At 73.4% G+C, this 18,667-nt stretch carries 15 protein-coding genes and 2 pseudogenes; 5 read left to right on the forward strand and 12 right to left on the reverse strand.

Annotated features, from left to right (window positions below; all coding sequences use genetic code 11):
* Positions 1 to 47: 47 nt before the first annotated feature.
* From WME95_RS11450 to WME95_RS11490, 9 genes and pseudogenes are all read right to left on the reverse strand, one after another.
* Positions 48 to 1,922: a DNRLRE domain-containing protein gene (locus WME95_RS11450; protein WP_437908421.1), complete on the reverse strand. Its 1,875-nt coding sequence runs from the start codon at positions 1,920 to 1,922 to the stop codon at positions 48 to 50.
* Between the two features lie 572 nt (positions 1,923 to 2,494).
* The gene (locus tag WME95_RS11455) at positions 2,495 to 3,289 is read right to left on the reverse strand and encodes a creatininase family protein (RefSeq protein ID WP_437908422.1); all 795 of its coding nucleotides are present in this window, start codon (positions 3,287 to 3,289) and stop codon (positions 2,495 to 2,497) included.
* 3 nt (positions 3,290 to 3,292) lie between these two features.
* Complete coding sequence (locus tag WME95_RS11460; protein WP_437908423.1) at positions 3,293 to 4,996, reverse strand: benzoate-CoA ligase family protein; 1,704 nt, start codon at positions 4,994 to 4,996, stop codon at positions 3,293 to 3,295.
* On the reverse strand, positions 4,974 to 6,473 hold the full coding sequence (locus WME95_RS11465; RefSeq protein ID WP_437908424.1) for an NADH:flavin oxidoreductase: 1,500 nt from the start codon (positions 6,471 to 6,473) through the stop codon (positions 4,974 to 4,976). Before WME95_RS11465 ends, WME95_RS11460 begins: the two co-directional genes overlap by 23 nt.
* A 2-nt stretch (positions 6,474 to 6,475) precedes the next feature.
* Positions 6,476 to 7,753 (reverse strand): acyl-CoA dehydrogenase family protein, encoded by a 1,278-nt coding sequence (locus WME95_RS11470; protein ID WP_437908425.1) that lies wholly within the window; start codon positions 7,751 to 7,753, stop codon positions 6,476 to 6,478.
* Positions 7,750 to 8,724, reverse strand: a pseudogene (locus WME95_RS11475) (enoyl-CoA hydratase family protein); the annotation flags it as partial. The pseudogene WME95_RS11475 and the gene WME95_RS11470, both read right to left, overlap by 4 nt.
* Positions 8,678 to 9,220 carry a MarR family winged helix-turn-helix transcriptional regulator gene (locus WME95_RS11480; RefSeq protein ID WP_012234634.1) on the reverse strand — a complete coding sequence of 181 codons (543 nt, stop codon included), beginning with the start codon at positions 9,218 to 9,220 and terminating at the stop codon, positions 8,678 to 8,680. The gene WME95_RS11480 and the pseudogene WME95_RS11475, both read right to left, overlap by 47 nt.
* A gap of 32 nt (positions 9,221 to 9,252) precedes the next feature.
* Positions 9,253 to 9,684, reverse strand: a complete 432-nt coding sequence (locus WME95_RS11485) for a RidA family protein (RefSeq protein WP_437908426.1) — start codon at positions 9,682 to 9,684, stop codon at positions 9,253 to 9,255.
* On the reverse strand, positions 9,681 to 10,442 hold the full coding sequence (locus tag WME95_RS11490) for an SDR family NAD(P)-dependent oxidoreductase (RefSeq protein ID WP_437908427.1): 762 nt from the start codon (positions 10,440 to 10,442) through the stop codon (positions 9,681 to 9,683). Before WME95_RS11490 ends, WME95_RS11485 begins: the two co-directional genes overlap by 4 nt.
* Positions 10,443 to 10,972: 530 nt before the next feature.
* On the opposite strand from WME95_RS11490, the gene WME95_RS11495 reads away from it, so the two are divergent.
* Entirely contained in the window at positions 10,973 to 11,761 is a 789-nt protein-coding gene (locus WME95_RS11495) for a hypothetical protein (protein ID WP_437908428.1), read from the forward strand.
* A 56-nt stretch (positions 11,762 to 11,817) separates the two neighbouring features.
* Here the strand turns inward: WME95_RS11495 and WME95_RS11500 are convergent, their stop codons facing one another.
* The 3 genes from WME95_RS11500 to WME95_RS11510 all read right to left on the reverse strand — a co-directional run bounded on the left by WME95_RS11500 (position 11,818) and on the right by WME95_RS11510 (position 14,599).
* Complete coding sequence (locus WME95_RS11500; protein ID WP_437908429.1) at positions 11,818 to 12,462, reverse strand: Uma2 family endonuclease; 645 nt, start codon at positions 12,460 to 12,462, stop codon at positions 11,818 to 11,820.
* A gap of 161 nt (positions 12,463 to 12,623) precedes the next feature.
* Positions 12,624 to 14,021, reverse strand: a complete 1,398-nt coding sequence (sthA, locus tag WME95_RS11505; protein WP_437551801.1) for a Si-specific NAD(P)(+) transhydrogenase — start codon at positions 14,019 to 14,021, stop codon at positions 12,624 to 12,626.
* Between the two features lie 50 nt (positions 14,022 to 14,071).
* Complete coding sequence (locus WME95_RS11510; RefSeq protein ID WP_437551803.1) at positions 14,072 to 14,599, reverse strand: tetratricopeptide repeat protein; 528 nt, start codon at positions 14,597 to 14,599, stop codon at positions 14,072 to 14,074.
* 92 nt (positions 14,600 to 14,691) lie between these two features.
* On the opposite strand from WME95_RS11510, the gene WME95_RS11515 reads away from it, so the two are divergent.
* The 4 genes and pseudogenes from WME95_RS11515 to WME95_RS11530 all read left to right on the forward strand — a co-directional run.
* Complete coding sequence (locus tag WME95_RS11515; protein ID WP_437908430.1) at positions 14,692 to 16,731, forward strand: hypothetical protein; 2,040 nt, start codon at positions 14,692 to 14,694, stop codon at positions 16,729 to 16,731.
* A 107-nt stretch (positions 16,732 to 16,838) separates the two neighbouring features.
* Complete coding sequence (locus WME95_RS11520) at positions 16,839 to 17,612, forward strand: esterase/lipase family protein (RefSeq protein ID WP_437551807.1); 774 nt, start codon at positions 16,839 to 16,841, stop codon at positions 17,610 to 17,612.
* A 37-nt stretch (positions 17,613 to 17,649) separates the two neighbouring features.
* Positions 17,650 to 18,216, forward strand: a complete 567-nt coding sequence (locus tag WME95_RS11525; RefSeq protein ID WP_437908431.1) for a hypothetical protein — start codon at positions 17,650 to 17,652, stop codon at positions 18,214 to 18,216.
* 233 nt (positions 18,217 to 18,449) lie between these two features.
* Positions 18,450 to 18,644: pseudogene (locus tag WME95_RS11530) on the forward strand (adenylosuccinate synthetase); the annotation flags it as partial.
* Between the last annotated feature and the right edge of the window lie 23 nt (positions 18,645 to 18,667).

Raw genomic sequence — 18,667 nt, forward strand, 5'->3', positions numbered from 1 at the left:
TCAGCGCGGCGCGCATTCGCCTCGCCGGGCCGCCGGCCGGAGCGGCGTCACGGCGTGGGGAGATCGCGCGCGCACGTCGCCGTGACGTAGTAGCGCCGCGAGGTGCCCGCGTAGGAAGCCCGAAAGTCCGTCGTCTGCTTGTACCCGGCGGCCAGGAAGCTGCCGCCGTGCATGAAGCGCCCGCTCGAGCTGTTGTCGAGCCGCGAGCAGTCGTTGCAGGGCATCAGCAGCTGATAGTTATCCGAACCGTCACGGGTGGCCTTGTACGCGTTGCCAGCCAGGTCGAGCTGCCCCCACCGCCCGGCGCCCTGGGGGAACTTGCCGACGTCCGTGAGATCCGAGTGCGCGCAGGGATAGTTGCTCGGGTACGGCTCACCCAGGCAGCGGTTCGTTCCATCCCCCGCGACCGTGCCGTCGCCCTGGCAGCACCAGGAGGCATACCGTGTGACATCCGTGGAGCCGTCCTGGTTGACGCCGATGATGCTCTCGACGTTCGAGCCGCCCCACGGGAAGATGCGCTGCTCGTTGCCGCCGGCAGAGGCGTAGTTCATCTCCGCCTGGGTCGGCAGCCGGCCGCCGTCCCACGCGCAGAACGCGAACAGCTCGTACCACGTCGCGCAGACGATCGGCTTCTTCTCCTTGGCTCCTGGCGTGTCGCTCCAGGACGGCCATCCATAGGGATCGCAGATGAGCGCCGTCTTGAGCGCGCCCGTGTTGGCCGCGAGATACGTGTTCCACGACGGGTCCCAGCCGCTGTTCGCGATCTTCGGGTGCGCACCCGCGCCTGCGGCCGGCGGGTTGGCCTGGGTCGGGCCGCCGGTCTGCTCGAGGTACCGCCGGAAGCGCCCCACCGTGATCGAGTACTTGTCGAGGTAGAAGCTGCTGACCGTCGCGGGCAGACCCGCATTGTTGAGCCGGTTGAACGTGCCGCCCGGGACCGGAAGGGTCGAGCAGCAGTTATCGCCCCCCTCGACGCCGCAATTGGCACCTGCGCCAGGCGTGCTGCTGTTGCAGCTGATCGGCAGGCCAGGCACGCCGCCCCCGCCTCCGCCGCCCGCGCCCCCCGAGCCACCCGCGCCGCCGGCACCCCCCGCGCCGCCCGCGCCGCTGGAGCTCGACGTCGTGGAGGAGGTCGTCGAGGCGCTGGAGCTCGACGTCGTGGAGGAGGTCGTCGAGGCGCTGGAGCTCGACGTCGTGGAGGAGGTCGTCGAGGCGCTGGAGCTCGACGTCGTGGAGGAGGTCGTCGAGGCGCTGGAGCTCGACGTCGCCGTCGTGCCCCCTGTCTCGCTGTCGTAGCAGACGCGGAGATACGGCCGCCGATCCAGCGAGGCCTCGCTCGTTCGGATGTGGGTGCGATTCAGGCTTTGCTCGAAGAACACACCGTTGTTCGCGACGGTGCGGTTCACCCAGCTCTGTACGGTGCTGGTGAGGCTGAGCGTGTGGTAAGTATACGTGTATCCCGAGCTCGCCGTGAAGGTCCCCAGGACGGTGGGATCCCAGGCGCTCGAGTGCGAGTTCCACGTCACGGTGTTCTCGTCCCAGGCCGTCGTGACCCGGTGCACGCGCATCACGTCGGGGGTCACGGCGCCGAGGTAGAGGTAGAGATCCGCCGAGATGATGGAGGCGTTGGCAGGGATCGACGAGAGATCGAACGCGATCAGCCCACGCAGCTGGGAGCCGGAGCTCTCGCCAGCATACATGTCGGCTCCGGTGGGGGTGTAGGTGGGGTAGGTCGAATTGATGAGGGCATCCTTGACCACGCCCGTCGTGCCGGTGCGCTGGAGAGTCACACAGACCGTCGCGGCCTGCTGCGCCTCACCGAGCAGCTCGTCACCTTCGTCTTGTACGCCGACGCACCCGGCGAGCGCCGCGCCGGAGGCGGCGGCGAGAGACGCCAGGAGCAGATGCCGAGACCCTCTCATGATCGTTCGATTCCTCATGATGCTCTCCGATCCGCGTCGTCGGGCCAGCTCCGCCCGCGAGGCTGCGTGTGATGCCGTCGCGCAGGAACGCCAGAGAGCGCCCCCGCCAAAACCCCACCATCTGCCTGCGCGCCGTAAAGCATCACCTTCATCAGGTCAGCCGTCGGATCGTTCTGGCGTCAAACAGCGCGCGAGGAAAACGATACCGTTTTACGGCTTCTAATTGAATACGTCAATTGGGAAGCGAGGTTTGTTGCCAAAAATCTGTTGATGTTGATTGTGATGTCAGAGCAAAACTAATCATTATTGATCGAGTCCTTGGTGATTGTCGAGCACCGTGAGGCGCATTTGTGATGCAGCTCACGTCTTGCTCACGTCTTGCTCACGTCTTGCTCACGTCTTGCTCACGTTCTGCGCGTGCCGCGCGACATGAGCAGCCCCATCAGCCTGAGCAGCCTGATCAGCTTGCCGGGGCGCGTGAGTCGATGGCGGATTCTGCCGTTCAGTCGAGCGTGCGGGGGGTGGTGCTGGAGTAGAAATGCCTGCGTTTGTCTACCTGAACGCTCGTTGGCCTACCTGCTGCTTTTTCCTGGCGGGGGCTCGTGGCCGGAAGCGCTGGAGAGGCCTTCTTCGACCTCGGTGACAATCATCGTCGCGAGCAGATCGAGCAATGCGCGGCCTTCGTCCTCGGACGCCTCGCGCGGAGATCCAGTGTAGGCGGCGTCCATGCCCAGCGCGCGGAAGCTCTTCGCTCCTGCCTTGATGCCCTCGGACAGGCTCAGGCCGAGGTCCGGCAGGGCCTGGGCGATGTCTTTCCGGACGAGCGCGGAGGCCGCGGCGAGGACGAGCGAGGTCTCGTAACGGCCCGCGTGGCAGGCGCCGCTCCGGAACTCCGCGGAGAGCGTCCGCGCCCAGCGGCGCGCGAGCGGGCACGCGACCGAGGCGCGGCCCAGGGGCAGGCCGCTGGTGGCGGCGCGCACGGCGCTGTCGTGCTCCGGCTCGAGGTGGTTGTTGATGAAGCAGACATGCGACAGGCCGGCCGACAGGTAGGCCTCGGCGACGGCGCGCAGAAAGGCGGTGAGCGCGGGCGCCGGGATCGAGATCGCGCCGGCGAAGCCCGCCGCGAAGTCGGTCACGCCATACCCGACGGGCGGGGCGAGGAGCGCGGCGACGCCGCGCGCCCACAGCCGGCGGCCGGCCTGCTCGGCCGCGGCCTCGCCGATGAGCGTGTCCGTACCGAGCGGCAGGTGCGGGCCGTGCGGCTCGACCGACCCGACCGGCACGAGCGCGACGCACGGCGCGCCACCCGCCAGGAGCGCGGCGAGCTCCTCCGTCGTGAGCTCCGCGAGGCGCGGCGCGGCCTGCATGGGCTACAGGCCCGCCGGGTTCTCGCCGGCGGCCTCGCGCTGCCGGAGCGCCTTGCGATCGACCTTGCCGCGATCGTTCCTGGGGACGTCATCGACGAAGGCGACCCAGCGCGGGTACTTGTGCTTGCTCAGCCGGTCCTTCACGAAGACCTTGAGCTCCTGGGCGAGCTCGGCCCTCCCCTCGTCGGTGGCGACGCGGCCGCGCGCGTCGTCGCGGACCACGATGAACGCCTTCGGCTTCACGAGGCCCGCCTCCTCGGCGCCGATCACGGCGGCGAGGCTGACGGCCGGGTGCTCGGTCAGGCACTCCTCCACCTCGACCGGCGCGACCCAGACGCCGCCCACCTTGAGCAGCTCGTCGGCGCGCCCGCTGAACCAGAGGTAGCCCTCGGCATCCATGCGGAAGAGATCTCCGGTGCGGCACCAGTGGCCATGGAAGGTGCCCCAGCTCTTCTCGCGATCCTGGAAGTAGCCGAGCGCGACCGAGTCGCCCTTCACCCACATGACGCCGGTCTCGCCGGGCGGGAGCTCGGGCGCGCCCGCCCCGGCCGCGTCCGAGGGGAGGATCTTGATCGTGTACCCCTCCACGACGCGGCCGAGCGACCCCGGGCGCACGTCGCCAGGGCGGTTCGTGCAGTAAATGTGGAACATCTCCGCGGAGCCGATGCCGTCATAGACGTCGGCGTGGAACCGCGCGCGGAAGCGCTCGAGGAGCGCCGGCGGCAGCGCCTCGCCCGCGGACAGGTGGAAGCGGACGCTGGAGAGGTCGAGGCGCGGGGCGCCGCGCGCCGCGCGGGCGTCGTCGTCATCGAGCAGCTTGCCCATCATCGTCGGGACGTTGGTGACCACCGTCGGGCGATAACGCTCGATGTACCGCGCGAGCGACTCCGGCGTCGGCCGCTCGACGAAGAGGCCCGACGTCGCGCCGACGGCGAAGGGGAACATCAGGTTGGTGCCCGTGGCGTAGCCGAAGAAGAGGCGCGGCACCGAGACGGTGATGTCGTCCTCGCGGTAGCCCACGGTCGCCTTGGCGTAGCGCTCGGTGTTGAAGGCGAAGTCGCGGTGCGTGTGCATGGCCGCCTTGCTCCTGCCGGTGGAGCCGGACGTGAAGAGCCAGATGGCGATGTCGTCGCGCCGGGTGGGGCGGGGGCCCGCCGGGGCGCGCTTCGCCGCGAGCGCCGCGCGCCCCTGCGCGAGGGCGCCGCGGAGCGAGGTGCCCCGCAGCGCCGCGAGGGCCGGCGAGACCGGGAGATCGGCCTCGAGATCGCCGCCGGTCGGGACCTCGGGCACCAGCACGACGGTGCGGACGTCCGTGGCCGCGAGCGCGCCTTGAAGCGCGAGCGCCTCGGCCACGCGCGGGATCGTGACGACCGCGGCGGCCCGCGTGTACTCGACGAGGTGCGCGAGGTCGGGCGCGGGCGCCTCGGGGTTGCCCATCGCAACGACGGCGCCGTGGCTCAGCGCCGCGAAGAAGGCCCAGACGAACGCCGGCGAGTCGTGCAGGACGATGAGCACCCGCTGCTCGATCGCGACGCCCTCGACGGCGAGGTGCGCCTGGAGCATCCGGACCTTCTCGGCGACGTCGGCGTAGGTGTGCCGCTGATCACCGAAGAGCAGCGCGACCTTGTCTCCGAGCCCCTCGCGCAGCCGATCGAACAGGAAGTAGTCGGCGAGGTTGAGCTCGTCAGGGAACGTCGGTGCCGTCATCGTCACGCCTCCATCGCGGCGCCGTGAGCCGCCGCTTTCCGCCCTCCGTGGTCGCGACCCCCGGCTCGTCGAGCCCCTCGCGATCCCAGAGCTGGCACGTCACCGGTCGGTGGCGCTGATCGAGCGCCTCGCAGTAATTGGAATAGATGCAACGTCGGACCTCCCCGCTGCGCCCGAGCCGCACCTTCAGGAACCAGTCGGGATCCGCGAGCGTCTGCCGTGCCGCCCCGATGAGATCGGCCTCGCCGCGCGCGAGGATCGCCTCGGCCTGGGCGAACGTGCAGATCCCCCCCGCCACGACGACCGGCGTGCCGAGGCCGGCCTCGCGCAGGGCGCGCCGGATCTGCGCCTGCTTCGGCACCTGCCGCCCGAACGGCCCCGCCGCGTCCGAGAGCGCGGTCGGCATGCACTCGTACCCGCTCGGGCCGGTGTAGGGGTACGCGGCCTCGCCGACCTTGGGCTGCTTCGCGTCCTCGAACTTGCCGCCCGTCGACAGCGAGAGGAAGTCCATGCCGGCGCGCGCGAACGCGAGCGCGAAGAACGTCGCGTCGTCGACCCGGCTGCCCCCCGCGATGACGTCGTCGCAGAGGAAGCGGCAGCCCACCGTGAAGCGAGCGGAGACGGCGGCGCGCACCGCCGCGTAGACCTCGAGCGGGAGGCGCGCGCGGCGCTCGCGATCGCCGCCGTAGCCGTCCGGGCGGGTGTTCAGCGCGGACAGGAACGAGGCCATGGTGTAGGCGTGCGCGTAGTGGAGCTCGACGCCGTCGAAGCCCGCCTCGCGCGCCCTGACGGCGGCCTCGGCGAAGAGGCCTGGCAGCGTCCGCGGCAGATCGCGGATGTGAGGGAGCGCGACGTCGGTGACGCGCTCGCGCTCGCCGAAGCGCAGCGCCTCGAGCTCACGGGGTGCGAGCACGGCCTCGAGCCGCGCGTCGTCGAGCGCGATGAGCCGCTCGCGCACCTCGCGCTCCGGCGCGTCCCGGAGCGGCGGCTCCCCGAGCGCCTCGGACAGGGCGCGCCGGTGCGCGCTGGTGATCTCGAGGAACTCCCGCAGGAACCTGTCCTTCGCCGGGCGCCTGCGGATGCGGAGGAAGTCGATGAGCTGCAGGAACACGCGCGTCCTGCCGGCGCTCCGCGCGCGGACCGTCCGGACGAGCTCCCGGAGCCCCGGGACGAACCGATCGTGTCCGGCGCGGAGCAGCGGGCCGCTCGGCACGTCGCGGATCCCGGTCGCCTCGACAACGAGGGCGCCGGGCTGGCCTTCGGCGAAGCGGCCGTACCAGTCGAGCACGTCCTGCGTGACGACGCCCTCCTCGGTCGCGCGCCACGGGACCATCGCGGGCACCCACGAGCGCTCGGCGAGCTCGAGGCCCGAGGCGAGGCGGAGGGGCGAGAAGAGGCGCGCGCGCGCCGCCTCGCCCGCGGTGGGAGGCTCCTCGCGGGGCAGCGCGTGGCGGATCCTCTCCGGCGGCCTCCACATGGCTACCGCGCCTCGTCGCGAGCGCGCTCGTCGACCGGGGGCTCCGCGGCGGCGCGCTCGAGGATGCCCTTCGCGATGATGAGCTTCTGGATCTCCGTCGTCCCCTCGTAGATGCGCAGCGGCCGGATCTCGCGGTACAGCCGCTCGACCTCGGTCCCCTCGATGACCCCCATGCCGCCGTGGAGCTGGACGGCGCGGTCGATGATCCGCTGCGCCGCCTCGGTAGCGAACATCTTCGCCATGGCCGCCTCGGTCGAGACGCGCGCCGCCGCCCCGGCTGCAGCCGTGTCGCGCTTGTGGGCCGCGCGGGCGACGAGCAGGCGGGCCGCGTCGAGCTCGGTCGCCATCTCGGCGAGGTAGGCGCGCACCATCTGCTGCTCGGACAGAGGCGCCCCGAACTGCCTCCGCCGCGTGACGTGCGCGATCGCCTCGCGGAGCGCGCGCGCCGCCATCCCGTTCGCCGCCGCGCCGACCGAGATCCGGAAGGCGTCGAGCGTCTGCATCGCGAGCTTGAAGCCGCCGCCCACCTCGCCGAGCCGTGCGCTGTCCGGCACGCGGCAGCGCTCGAAGCGGAGCCGGCCGATCGGGTGCGGGACCGACATCGGGAGCGGCTCGGAGGTGACGCCCTGCGCGCCGCTGTCGACGAGGAACGCCGTGATCGCGGCGCGCCCGCCGCCGCGCTCGCCCGCCGCGCCGCCGTCGCGCGGCGGCGCGCCCGTGCGGGCGAAGACCACGAGGTGGTGCGCGAGCGGCACGTTCGAGATCAGCACCTTCTCGCCGTCGAGGACCCACCCGTCGCCCTCGCGGCGGGCCTCGGTCCTCAGCGAGGCGACGTCGCTGCCCGCCTCGGGCTCGGTGAGCGCGAAGGCCCCGATGCGCCTCCCCGAGATCACGTCGGGCAGGATTGCGCGGCGCTGCGCGTCGCAGCCGGCCAGCACGATCGGGTACGAGCCGAGCCCCTGCACCGCGAAGATCGCGTCGGCGAGCGGGGCGACCTGGCCGAGCGCCTCGCGGATGAGGACCAGCGAGCGCACGTCGACGGCGGTCGCGTCCGCGGGGAGGCCGCCGCCGCTCGGCGCGCCGCCGAGCGCCTCGGGGACGAGGTGCGCGTAGAGCCCGAGCGGCTCGCCCATGCTGCGCGCGACGGCGGCGGCGTCGTGCGTCCTGGCGAGCCGCGCGAGCGGCGCGAGCGCCTCGGGCGTCAGCCGCGCGGCGAGCGCGGCGTGGCGCTCCTCGAAGAAGACGGGGAGCTCGGCGGAGGAGAGCGCGAGCCCGCTCATACGCGGGGCGTCTCCTGGCCGGTGGACCGCGGGGTGGGGGGGGCGTCGGCGTCGCCGGGCGCGGCCGGCGCGTCGCCGTGGTCAGCGCCCTCGAAGCGCGGCGGGCGCTTCGCCCTGGTCGCCTCGTGGGCCTCGCGGAAGTCGGGGTGGGCCATGCAGATGGCCTGCGCCTGCGCCTCGGCCTCGATCGCGGCGGCGAGGGGCATCGTGCGCTCGCTCTCGAGCATCTGCTTGGTGATCGCGTGCGCGAACGCCGGCCCGCGCGCGAGGCGCTCGGCCCAGCCGCGCGCCACGCCCAGCGCGTCGCTGTCGGCGACGACGCGGTTCACGAGGCCGATGCGGAGCGCCTCGTCGGCGCCGATGAGATCGCCGAAGAAGAGCAGCTCGGCGGCGCGCCCCTGGCCGACGATGCGCGGCAGGAGGTACGAGGCGCCCATGTCGGCGCCGGACAGGCCGACCTTGGGGAAGATGAACCCGAAGCGGGCGCTCGCCGCGGCGATGCGCAGGTCGCAGGCGGCGGCGATCACCGCGCCCGCGCCGACGGCGACCCCGTTGACGGCGGCGATGACGGGGCGCCGGAGCTCGCAGATGCTCTGGATCAGCGCGCCGGTCGCGCGGGTGAACTCGAGCAGCCCCCGCGCGTCGCGCGCGAACAGCTCGGCGATGATCCCCTCCACGTCGCCGCCCGAGCAGAAGCCGCGCCCCGCTCCCGTGAGCACGACCGCGCGCGCGGCCGAGCGCTCGAGCGAGCGGAACGTGGCCGTGAGCTCGCCGTAGACCTCGAAGGTGAGCGCGTTCAGGCGGTCGGGGCGGCTCAGCGTGATCTCCGCGACGCCGCGGCTGAGCTCGAGATGGAAGGAGCGGGGTGTGAGGGTCATGGGCATCTCCTGGGTCCGGCGGGCGCCGGACGCGAGCCTCGCGCGATCAGGGCTTCGTCCGCGTGCGCCGCGGGGGGCTCCGCGCGCTCCGCTCGGCGTGCGCGCGGGCGCTGCCGGGGCGCGACGGGACGGGCATGTCCGGCTCGCGGAGCGTGGTGCGCAGCTTGTCGAGCAGCCGCGTCAGCGTGGAGAGCTCGGCCGGGCTCAGCCCCGAGAACACCTTCGCCACGCGCGCGGCGTGCCGCCGCTCGGCGTCGCGGAACGCGCGCTGCCCCTTGGCGGTCAGGTGCACCCGCCACGCGCGGCGGTCGCTCGGGTCGGCCCGCCGCTCGACCATGCCGTCGCGCGCCGCGCGATCGACGAGCCCGGTGAGGTTGCCCGCCGTGACGAGCATGCTGCGGGAGAGCGACGCGAGCGTCTGCCCGTCGCTGCGCACGAGGTTCGCCAGGAGGTCGAAGCGCGGGAGGGTCATCTCGTGCTCCAGGTCCTCCCGGATGGCCGCGAGCGCGCGCTTGTGGACCGCGAGGATGCGCACCCAGGCGCGCACGGCGGCCTGGTCGCCGCGCGCGCTCTCCGGCGGGGGGACCACGGCGAGCGGCCGCCTCGCCGGCGCCCCGCGCCTCACGGGCCGCCCTCGCCCCCGCGGCGCGCGTCGAGCGCCGCGACGGCCTCGATCTCCACGAGCGCGCGCCGCTCGACGAGCCCCGCGACGCCGAGGAGGGCCATCGCCGGGAAGTGCTTGCCGAACCGCGCCCGCCACGCGGCGCCGATCGCGCGGAGCGAGCCCCTGTACGCCTCGAGATCGGTCACGTAGACGGTCATGCGGGCGACGTCGCCCGGCTCCCCGCCGGCGGCCGCGACGACCGCGAGCACGTTGTCGAGCGCCTGGGCGAACTGCTCGGCCAGATCGTCGCTCCGGAACCGCCCGGACGCCGGGTCCCACCCGATCTGCCCCGCGATGTGCAGCGTCCTGCCGCTCGTCACGACGCCGTTGGCGTAGCCTCGCGGCGCAGGCCACCCGGTCGGCTGCACGATCTCGAGATCGCCGTTCATCGCATCACCTGCCCCCCGTCGACCGGGATCGCCTGGCCATGAATGCTGCGCGCCTCGTCGCTGCAGAGCATCGCCACGACGAGCGCGACCTCGCCGGGCTCGACCATCCGGCCCTGAGGCGACATCGACTCGAGCGACCGCCGCGCCGCGTCCTCGCCCCGCCCGGTCTTCTCCGCGATGCGGGAGATCGCCTCGTCCGCCATCCTCGTGTTCACCCACCCGGGGCAGACGCAGTTGATGGTCACCGGCGTCCGGGCGATCTCCAGCGCGATGGCGCGGGTCATTCCGATCATGGCGTGCTTCGACGCGCAGTACGCGGTCGAGTAGGCGCACCCGACGAGCCCGGCGGTCGAGGCGACATTGACGACGCGCCCGAACCCGCGCGCGATCATCTTCGGGATCAGGGCGCGGCAGAGCGCGAAGGCGCCGGTCACGTTGACCGCGAGCATGCGGTCCCAGAGCGCGTCGCTCGTCCTGTCGAACGGCGCGCTCTCGGCGACGCCCGCGTTGTTGACGAGCACGTCGATGCGCCCGAGCTGGGCTTCGAGCGCGGCGATCGCCGGCGGCGCGCCCTCGCGATCGCCGACGTCGAGCCGGACGGCGACGCCCCCGATGGCCGCCGCCGTCTCCTCGATCTCGGCCTGCGTGCGGCCTGCGACGGCCACGCGCGCGCCGCCCTGCGCGAGCCGCTCGGCGATCGCCCGGCCGATGCCGCGACCCCCACCCGTGACGAGCGCGATCCTGCCTTCCAGGGACATCCGGAGCACCTAAATCATATATATATGAAGCACAAGCCGAAGTCACCCCGGTCGGCGCGCGCTGCGGCGCCCGCTCGCCGAGGTCGGAGTCGGCCACGTCGCGACGGAACGCGCGGATCGGCCTCGCTTTCCTCGCTCTCCTTGCTCTCCTCGCCCGTCTGGCGCTCGTCTGGCGCTCGCCGCGCGCGGCGTACGCTGCGCGTCGTCGTCTGGAACGTAGTGGGTGAGAGCATGGACGAAGAACAGAGCGGCCATGGCCGAACAGCCTGCGCCGCGAGGGCGGCCTGGTCCGGCTCGACGGCTGCTCCGGGCTCACCGGAGCGCGGAGCACGAGCTCCACCCAGCGATTCGCTCGCGCAGTCGATCGTCGACGTGGTCGAACCGATCCACTACGCTGCGCGCCTGTTCGTCGCGCCCCACGACGGCGTCGCGCCGAAGAGCATCTACATGACCGAGAGCATCAACCGGTTGGCACCGGCGACACGTTCGCGCCGCCCCGCGGCACCGAGATGCATGCCCTGGCGAGGGGCTTGCCGCTGCAGCTGCCGGCGGGCGCCGTGAGCGCGGCCGGCGTGCTCGCGTCGCGCATCGCCGCGCTGCTCGCATGCGCCGGCGTCGAGGCGCGGCCCCCGGCGGCAGGGGCGGGCGCGTGGTCCCTCGCGCTGGCCGAGCCGCCGGATCTCGCGGCGCTCTACGCGGCGGCGGACGGCATCGCGCTCCCGGACGGCACGCTCATCCTGCCGCGTGGCGACGTCGCGCGGGCGACGGCGTGGCTCGCGGAGGAGCGCTCGCTCGACTGGGCGCGCGACCTCCTGGTCATCGGGGAGCGGGAGGATCTCGTCATCGTGCTCGACCTCGACGTCGCGGGCGCGCGCGCCGGGGGCGGCGTGCTCGAGGCGCCGACCGACGGCCTCGCCTCGTTCCAGCGCGTCGCCCGCTCGGTGGTCGGCTACCTGGAGCGGCGCCTCGGCGTCGCAGGGGCCGAGGCCGCGGCGCCCGAGGTGCGGGCGCGCGAGGCCGCGGCGCGCCGCGACGTCCCGGCGCTCGTCGAGGCGCTCGCGGAGGAGATGTACCCGGGCGCGGAGCGGCAGGTCGCGCACGCGGCGCTCACGCTGGGCGGGCTCCTGTCGGAGCGCGGGGACGAGGCGGCGCTGGACGCCTTCGCGCGCTCGGTCGAGGCGCGGATCGCGGCGGCGCCGCGGGGCGCCGCGGGGCCGGAGCGGCTCGCGGCGTGGCGCGCATGCGAGATCGCGGCGCGGGAGGCGGGGGCTGAAGCGATCGCCGCGGCGTGCGCGGCGCGGGCGAGCGGCAGGGGGTAGGGGGCTGGCCTCGAAGCGCCTCGGTAGACGGCGCTTCGTCGCTCAGCGGACCGAGCTCACCTTTCGCCCCGCTCCCGGAGCCTCGCGCGCCACGCGCGCACCACGGTCGTCTGATCGCCCTTGCGCAGCATGAACTCCGTCAGCCCCGCGACGTCGAGCCCCGGCAGGAGCCGGCTCTGCCCCGCCTCCGCGTAGCCGTCCGGGCCGAGGAGGTGGATGGAGAGCTCTCCCTTCTTCAAAAACCAGACCTCGGGAACGCCGAGACCCGCATAGACGGAGAGCTTGTTGATCGTCCCGCTCTTCTCGATGATCTCGATCGCGAGCTCCGGGATCTCCCCGTCCTCGACCGTCCCGAGCACATAGCACTCATCCGGCTCGACCCCCCGCTGCGCGAGCTTCTTGCGGACGGTCATGCTGCCGTACCCGCTGAGCGGCAGCTCCGCCTCCTCCGCGTAGGCCTCGACGAGGCGGGCCAGGATCGTCTTCCGCCCCTCGTGCGGTCCGCCCGGGCTCATCAGCTCCAGCACTCCCTCGCAGTACGTCACCCGCACGCCAGCCCGGTCGCCGAGGGCGGCCAGGATGGCCTCGTACTGCTCCCACGAGACGTCATGAACGACGAAGAGCTGGTCTTCCGAGCCGTCCGCCGCGACAGCGTCGGCGGCGCCGGCAGCGGGGGCGAGGAGGGGTGCAGCGGCGGCCATGACAGCGTGCTCCTTCGGAGAGTATCGCCGCCGGGCCGCACCCTGGCAACCGCCGATCCGAGCGCCCGCGCACGGCTGCCCCGCTCGACCGTCCTGACGCGCGCCACGGCCTCGCCGGACGCTGCCAGGGGCGGGCCCGGGTGCGCCCGGGAGCCGCGCCTTCAGAACACGCGCCCCAGCCCGTCGAGCGCCGCGACGCGGTACGCCTCGGCCATGGTGGGGTAGTTGAACGTCGTGTTCACGAAGTACCGGATCGTGTTGTGCGGCGCAGGTTGCGACATGATCGCCTGCCCGATGTGGATGATCTCCGCGGCGTTCTCGCCGAAGCAGTGGATGCCGAGCAGCGCGAGCGTCTCGCGGTGGAAGATCAGCTTCAGCATCCCGACCTGCTGGCCCGTGATCTGCGCGCGCGCGAGCGTCTTGAACGTCGACTTCCCCACCTCGTAGGGCACCTTCTCCGCCGTGAGCTCCCGCTCGCTCTTGCCCAGCGACGAGATCTCCGGCGTCGTGTAGATGCCCGTGGGGATGTCCCGGACCAGCTTGTCGTCGGCGTGGCCGCAGAGGTGGCTGGCCGCGTACCGGCCCTGGTCGTAGCTCGCGCTCGCGAGCGCCGGGAAGCCGACCACGTCGCCGACCGCGTAGATGTGCGGCTGGCTCGTCTGGAAGGTCTCGCTCACCTCGAGCTGACCGCGCTTGTTCGGCGTGATGCCGACGCTCTCCAGGCCGAGATCGGCCGTGTTGCCCGACCTCCCGTTGGCCCAGAGGAAGACCTCGCTCCGGAGCTTCTTCCCGCTCTTCAGGGAGAGCACGACGCCCTCCTTCGTCGCCTCGACCGCCTCGTGCTCCTCGCCGTTCAGCACGCGGATCCCCTTGTCGCAGAAGTGGTAGCCGAGCGCGTCGGTGATCTCGTCGTCGAGGAACTCCAGGAGATGGGAGCGCGTGTTCACGAGGTTCACGGCGACCTGCATGTTGCGCAGCATCGACGCGTACTCGCAGCCGATGACGCCGGCCCCGAAGATGGTGATGCTCCGGGGGGTGTGATCCATGCGCAGCAGCGTGTCGCTGTCGAAGACGCGCGGGTGGCTGAAGTCGATGTCGGCCGGCCGGTACGGGCGCGAGCCGGTCGCGATGACGAAGCTGTCGGCCGTGTACCGCCGGCGCTGGCCGCCGTCGCTCTCCACCTCGATCGTGTGCGGATCGACGAACCTGGCCTGCCCCGGAACGAGCTGGACGCGGTTCCGGTCGTAGAAGCTCTCCCGCAGGTCGACCTGCTCGTCGATGACGCGGTTCGCGGTCGCGAGGAGCTCGGCGAACGGGTACTCCGGAACCACATCCATCCGCTTGTAGATGGGGCTCTGGTTGATCAGGTTCATGTGGTAAATCGCGCGGCGCAGCGCCTTGCTGGGGATCGTCCCCCAGTGGGTGCAGCCCCCGCCGACCCGCGCGTAGCGCTCGATCGCCGCGACCGATTTGCCGTGCTTCGCGGCCGTCATGGCGGCGCCTTCGCCGCCCGGCCCCGTGCCGAGGATGATGAGATCGAAGTGCGGGGTGGTCACCATCGAGTTCCTTGCCTCCGGCGCGCCGAGCGCGCGCGTGCGCCGGGAGAAGGCTACTCGAACTGGAGCGGCTCGTCGTCGCCCCCGACGCCGAGCATCTCGAGGATCTGCCGCACCTCCATCGCGGCCTCGACCTCCGGGCCCGCGTCCAGGAAGCCCTGGAGGTGCTTCCGCGCGAGCGCGCGGTTGCCGCGGGCCGCGTACGCCAGCCCCATCGCGTGCATCGCCTCGCCGTCCTTCGGGAACCGGCGGAGCGCCTCCTTCGCCTGCGCGGTCGCGCCGTCCGTGTCGCCGAGGCGACGGAGCGCGTGCGACAGGGCGACCCGCGCCCCGAGGAAGCTCGGCGCGAGCCGCACGGCGGCGCGGTAAGCGTCGCGCGCCGGCTCGAGCTGGCCGAGCTCGTAGAGCGCGTGCCCGAGCAGGTTGTACGCGTACGGGTTCGACGGGGAGGCCTTGATCACGTCGCGCAGCGCGACGAGCGCCTCCTGGACTTGCTCCTCTTGCAGGAGCTCGGCCGCCTCCTCGACGGCCTCCCAGTGGGCGGCGTCGATCGATTCGTCCACCACGGCTCTGAGCACCATGGCGCGCAGTCTAGCCAGAATCGGCGCGCCGTCCTGGGCTCCTTCGTGGTACCGGCCGGGCGGTGAGGCGCCCGCCGCGGATCCGGCCGCTCTTGTGGCACGCGAGCGCCGCGATCCCGGTGCTCGGCGCCGCCGCGGCGTTCTACGGGCCCGCGCTCGCGAGGACGGGCGGCGTCTGGCCGGCGCCCCTCGACGACGTCTACATCCACTTCGGGTTCGCCCGCGCCGCGGCCCTGGGCCACCCGTTCTCGTGGATCCCGGGCAACGGCTACTCCTCGGGCGGGACCAGCCTGGCGTACCCTCTCGCCCTGGCGCCCGGGTACCTGCTCGGGTTTCGCGGCGCGTGGCTCGGCCTCTTCGCCGCGCTCCTCGCGTGCGCCGCGCTGCTCGACCTCTGCCGATCGCTCCGGTGGCTCCTCGATCCGCGCGGCGGGCCGGGCGCCGCCTCCTCCCGCTGGGTCGCCTGGGCCGCGCCGCTCTTCGTCGTGGCCGTGCCGCTGCTCGACTGGAGCTGGTTCTCCGGGATGGAGGTCGCGCTGCTCGGCGCGGTGATGGGCCGGGCGCTCGTCGCGGTGCGGCGCGCCGAGCTCGCCCCGCCGGCGCAGCGCCCGGCCGAGCAGCTCCGGGCAGGGCTCCTCGCCGCGCTGCTCGTCGCGACCCGGCCCGAGGCCGTCGCGCTCGCGGCGCCGCTCGCGGTCGCCGTGGCCCACGCGGCGGGCTCGCTGGGCGCGGCGGCGTCGCTCGCGCGCGCGTCCCTGCCGACCGCGCTGCTCCTCGGCGCGCAGGCCGCCGCGAACCGCGCGCTCACGGGGGAGTGGAGCGCCGCGGGGGCGGTGCGCAAGCTCATCCTCTCGAACCCGTACCCGGCGCCGCTCGAGAAGGCGCTGGAGGTGATCAAGAACCTCGCCGCGCTGCGGGTGCAGGCGCTGGACAGCGCGCTCGGCGGCCCGTCCTACGCCTTCCTCTTGCCGCTGCTCGGCGCGATCGCGGCGCTCGACCGGCGGACGCGGCGCCTCGCCGTGCCGCTCCTGATCGGCGCCTACGGCTCGCTGCTCCTCGTCGCGCTCAACGCGACGGCGCGCTACCAGAACCTCCGCTACGCCGCCCCGGCGCTCGCGATGCTGCTCGTCGCCGCGGCCCTCGGGACCGAGGCGCTCGCGCGGCGGGGGCGGCTCGCGGCCGGCGTCGCCGCGGCGCTCGCGCTCGCGGCGCTCGCGGCGCCCTCGGCGTGGTTCGCGCGGCAGATCGACCACTTCGCCCGCTCCTCGGCCAACATCGCCGGGCAGCAGGTCGAGGTCGCGCGGCGCCTGGCCGCGCGCGCGCGCCAACACCGAGCGCCGCGGCGGGTGCTGGTCGGCGACGCGGGCGCGATCCCGTACCTGTCGGGGATCCCCGCCATCGACGGGCTCGGGCTCGGCGGGTACCGGGGGATGCCGTTCGCGCGGGCCTCGGTGCACGGGGTGCCGGCCGTCGTCGAGCTCATCGAGCGGCTCGACGCCGCCGAGCGGCCCGACGTCTTCGCCCTGTACCCCTCGTGGTGGGGCGGGCTCGCGGACGTCTTCGGCCGGCGCGTCGACGCGGTGAAGATCGAGGACAACGTGATGTGCGCCGCGGACGAGAAGGTGATCTACGAGGCGGACTGGTCGGCGCTCGCGCCGCCGGGGGAGCGCCGCGACGGGGCCATCGACGAGGTGGACATCGCCGACCTGGTCGACGAGCGCGCGCACGGCTACGCGTTCCCGTCGCCGCGCGGCGGCTGGGTCGTCGGCGCCGTGCTGCGCGACGGGAGCGACGGCGGCGGCGCGCCGCGGTTCGACGCCGGCAGGATCATCCCCGAGGGGCGCGAGCAGTCGTTCGCAATCGGAGCGACCGCCGCGGCCGCCGCGGCCGCCGCGAGCGCCCTCGGGCCCGCCGTGCTCGCGCTGCGCACCGACGGGGGCGGCCCGATCGCGATCGGCGTGGCGGTCGAGCGCGCCGCGGACGAGGCGCGCGTCGAGGTGCCAGAGCGCCCTCTGGACCGCTGGTCCGAGATCCGGGTGCCGCTGCGCGACGTCGCGCCGGGGGACCTTGTCCGGATCCGCGCGCTCCGGGGGACGTTCCGCAGCTTCCATGTCTGGCTGCTGCGGCCGTGATCGGCCTCCGTGCGGCCCGCGCGGCGTCCTCGCGGCGCGCGCCCGCGACACAGCGCGTCGCGAGCCACGAGGACGTCGCGCGACGGATCCATGGTAAGAGCCACCACGTGGCGAGGTGGTTCCGTGCGTCGGCCTTCGCGGCGACAGCTGGCAGGGAGGTGGCCTCGTTCGCGAGGCAGGCGGTCCTCCTGCCGTACGACACCCTCGCGCCGGTGATCCCTGACGGGGCGCGCGACGGCGACGAGGTGGTGGTCATCCTTCACGGGCTCTTCGCCTCCGCCGGCGTCCTCCGGCCGTTGCGCACGGCGATCGAGCGCCACGCCGCGATGTCTCGCGCCTCGCGGGCGCGCGGTCGGACGGACCCGGCGCGCGCCGAGCCGTCGTGGTCGGTCCACACGGCGACGATGTCCTACGCGCCGGGGCCCGGCGTCGAGGCGCTGTCGGCGCGCCTCGCGGCGCTCGTCGCGGCGCTCCCGGACGGGGCGCGCTTGCACCTCGTCGGCCACAGCATGGGCGGCATCGTGTGCCGCTTCTTCGCGCAGGAGGTCGGCGATCCGCGCGTCGTGCAGACCATCTCCATGGCGAGCCCGTTCGGCGGCATCCCGCGCGCAGGGCTGCTCGGCTTCGGCGGCGCGCGCGATCTCGACGCGTCGAGCCCGGTCCTCCGGCGCGTCCTCCTCGGGACGGCGCGGTCGAGCATCCCGCACCTGTCGATCGTCGCGGGGGCCGACACGCTGGTCCGCTCGCCCATCGCGCACGCGCTGCCGGGCGGCGAGGTGCGGGTGATGGAGGGGCGGGGGCACAACACGCTCCTCTTCGATCCCGAGGTGGCCGCGCTCGTGGCGCGGCGCATCGTCGAGCGGCGCGGCCCCGCGCGGTGACCTATCCCCGCTCGGCGCTTCGTGGTAGCTCGCTCGCGTGCGCTCGCCCATCGCCTGCCTCGCCGCCCTCGGGGCCTTGCTCGCCCCGCTCGCCTGGTCCTCGCCGTCGCGCGCGGACGCCTCCGCGTGGACCTTCGTGGGCGCCGGCGCGATCGGCTGGAAGCAGGGCGAAAGCGATCTCGTCTTCGACGGCGCGCTGTCGTGCGACGTCGGCGTCGGGACCACGCCCGACGCGCCCGTCATCGTCGGCGGCCTGATGCGCGCGACGCCGATCCTCGACAGCGGCATCGATCTCGCGCTGCTCGCCCGGGTCGCGACGCGCGGCTTCCAGGCAGGCCAGCTGGGCCTCGCCCTCGACGCGGGCGGCTACCGCCGCTTCTGGGGCGCAGGTTCCACGGGCGTGGCCGGCGCGCTCACGCTGGGGGCGCCGCTCGGCATCAGCCTCTCGCTCCAGGGGAGCTACGGGACCGACAAGGCCATGGCGTTCGCCGCCATCGCGGGCATCGACCTGCTGCGCCTCACCGTCTACCGGCAGTCGCTCCTGCCGCTGTGGCCGAACCCGTTCCCCGCGCAGCAGCGCGGGCAGGACGTCGCCTCGCGCTGAAGGGCGCGCGAGCGTCTTTCCGGACATGATGGGGAGCCATCAAGCCGGGAAGGGGCAGTCGAGGATCGGGTGCGCGACGTGCATTGGCGCCGCCGACGCCGGTTGACCCGCGAAGTCGTGCCCCGGCAGGGTGCGGCCAGGGGGGCGTCAGGGATGACGTCGCCGCGCTCGCCATCCTCCTCATCGCGTTCATTCACGTTGCGCCTCGCCGGATCGGATGTCACGCGCGGAGGGTCGACGAGATCGCGACGGCGAAGTCGGTGCTGGAGTCGGTGGCCGAGTGGAGCGAGCCGATCGACGGCGCCCGCTCCATGACGGAGCTGCCGGCAGCGGCGCGGCACTATGTGGAGCTGGTCGAGAAGGAGACCGGCGTGTCGGTCGGCGCGGATCGCGAGGCGACCATCGTGCGGCACAACGCGTTCGCGTGATGCGGCTGGGCTAAGGGCGCGCC

The organism is Sorangium sp. So ce327 (assembly GCF_051530205.1).
GTDB lineage: Bacteria > Myxococcota_A > Polyangia > Polyangiales > Polyangiaceae > Sorangium > Sorangium cellulosum_B.